A 2,088-nucleotide genomic window follows, 5' to 3' on the forward strand; every position below is an offset into this window, starting at 1 on the left:
CTGCTTCCAGTACTGGCGAAGAGCCGTATTCCATCGCAATGACATTGATTGAGGCCTTTGGTAGCTATATGCCACCGGTGGAGATTATCGCATCGGATATTGATAGTGCCGTGCTCCAATTTGCTGAGCAGGGTGTGTATTCCATTGATCGGCTGGATGCACTTACGCTGGAACAAAAAAAGAACTTTTTTTTACGCGGCAAAGGGAAAAACTCAGGCAAAGCAAAGGTAATCGATAAGCTTCGCCAGTTGGTGAGTTTTAAACAGATTAATCTATTGGAACAGGATTGGCAGTTAAAACCGGGGTTCGATGTTATTTTTTGTCGTAATGTCATGATTTATTTTGATAAGCCAACGCAAATAAAATTGTTAGAGCGCATGGTACGTTTGTTGAAGCCTGATGGAATTTATATTGCGGGTCACTCTGAAAGCTTCTCCAATGCAACACATCTTGTGAGGTTGATTGGCAAGACAACTTATCAGCGAGTTGATAAAGTTTCTTCAGGCGAGCGCACATGAATTTTGACGATAACGTGAATCTGGCGCCGACAAATTATTATGACCGTCACTTCGAACGTCATGCCGTTAAAATATTGCCCGGCGAATACTTTGTTACTAATGGCGATAAAATGATTGTGACCGTTCTTGGATCCTGCGTCGCGGTATGTCTGCGCGACAGAGTAAATGGTATTGGTGGAATGAACCATTTTTTATTGCCAAATGATAATTCCAGTGATACGGGCTTGTTGACCGAGTCGGCTCGTTACGGTGTCTATGCGATGGAATTGCTCATTAACCATTTATTAAAAATGGGGGCGCGGCGAAACCGGATGGAGGCTAAAGTATTTGGCGGCGGTAGTGTGCTTCGCGGGTTGAAAGTAAACAATGTCGGGCAGCGCAACGTCGAGTTTGTAATGGAATATTTGCAGACGGAAGAAATCCCTGTGTTAGCAAAAGATTTGTTAGGTGATTATCCCCGCAAGGTGTATTTCTTTCCAGATACCGGCAATGTTCTTGTTAAAAAAATCAAATCCTTACACAACACGACTATTGTTGATCGTGAAAGCGAATACCGCATGAAAGTAAAATTCACGCCCAAAAGTGGTGATGTGGAGTTATTTGATTAATTGAATGTTTAGGTGCTAAGAATGCCACTATAAGAAACGCGGGATGTAGGAGACTCAAATGAATATCAAAGTATTGGTGGTAGACGATTCGGCTTTGGTGCGCAGCTTATTAGCTGAAATTATTAACGATACACCCGATATGGTATTGGTTGGCGCTGCCCCCGATGCCTATGTCGCACGCGACATGGTGAATCAATTCGCCCCCGATGTCATCACATTGGATATTGAAATGCCGCGCATGGATGGCTTGGCATTTTTGGAGAAGCTCATGAAGGCCCGTCCCACACCTGTGGTAATGATTTCAACCCTGACTGAAGCCGGTGCAGAGGCAACCCTCCATGCATTGGAGTTAGGCGCGGTTGATTTTATTCCCAAGCCGAAATTGGGTGTCACTAGTGGTATTCGCGAATACGCCGAGTTGATTGTAGAAAAAATTCGTGCAGCAGCAGCGGTGCGGGTAAAAGCCAGTGTAAAGAAAAGCCAACCGGATATATCTCCAAACCAAAAAACTGTGACATCCGGGCGCTTGCAAAGCACTGAAAAAATAATTGCAATTGGTGCCTCAACAGGTGGCACAGAGGCGATTAAAGATTTATTGATGCAATTACCTGCTGCTGTACCGGGCATTGTGATGACCCAGCACATGCCCGCTGGTTTTACCCGCACCTATGCTGAACGTTTAAATAAAGTGACGCGCTTGCATGTGGTTGAGGCAAAAGGTGGCGAGCGTATTTTACCTGGGCACGCTTTTTTAGCGCCCGGTGGCCATCATTTGGTGGTGGTGCGCTCGGGAGCGGATTATATCGTGAAGCTTTCTGATGCCGAACCTGTTCATCGTCACCGACCTGCGGTGGATGTGATGATGGAATCAGTGGCTTTGGCTGGTGGTAAAAATGTGTTGGGAGTATTACTTACCGGCATGGGTAAAGACGGCGCCGAAGGCCTGCTCCGGCTCCGCGAAA

The 2,088-nt window shown here is 45.9% G+C and carries 3 protein-coding genes; all 3 read left to right on the forward strand.

Annotation, left to right across the window (positions count from 1 at the left end; all coding sequences use genetic code 11):
• Window positions 1-518, forward strand: a 518-nt coding sequence (locus ACWA6V_RS20895; protein WP_449524293.1) for a CheR family methyltransferase, incomplete at its 5' end; no start/stop codon positions are given.
• Window positions 515-1,126: a chemoreceptor glutamine deamidase CheD gene (cheD, locus tag ACWA6V_RS20900; protein ID WP_449524294.1), complete on the forward strand. Its 612-nt coding sequence runs from the start codon at window positions 515-517 to the stop codon at window positions 1,124-1,126. The genes ACWA6V_RS20895 and cheD, both read left to right, overlap by 4 nt.
• A gap of 58 nt (window positions 1,127-1,184) precedes the next feature.
• Window positions 1,185-2,088: protein-glutamate methylesterase/protein-glutamine glutaminase (locus tag ACWA6V_RS20905; protein ID WP_449524295.1), on the forward strand; the 904-nt coding region annotated here is incomplete at its 3' end.

It is taken from the genome of Cellvibrio sp., from assembly GCF_053579595.1.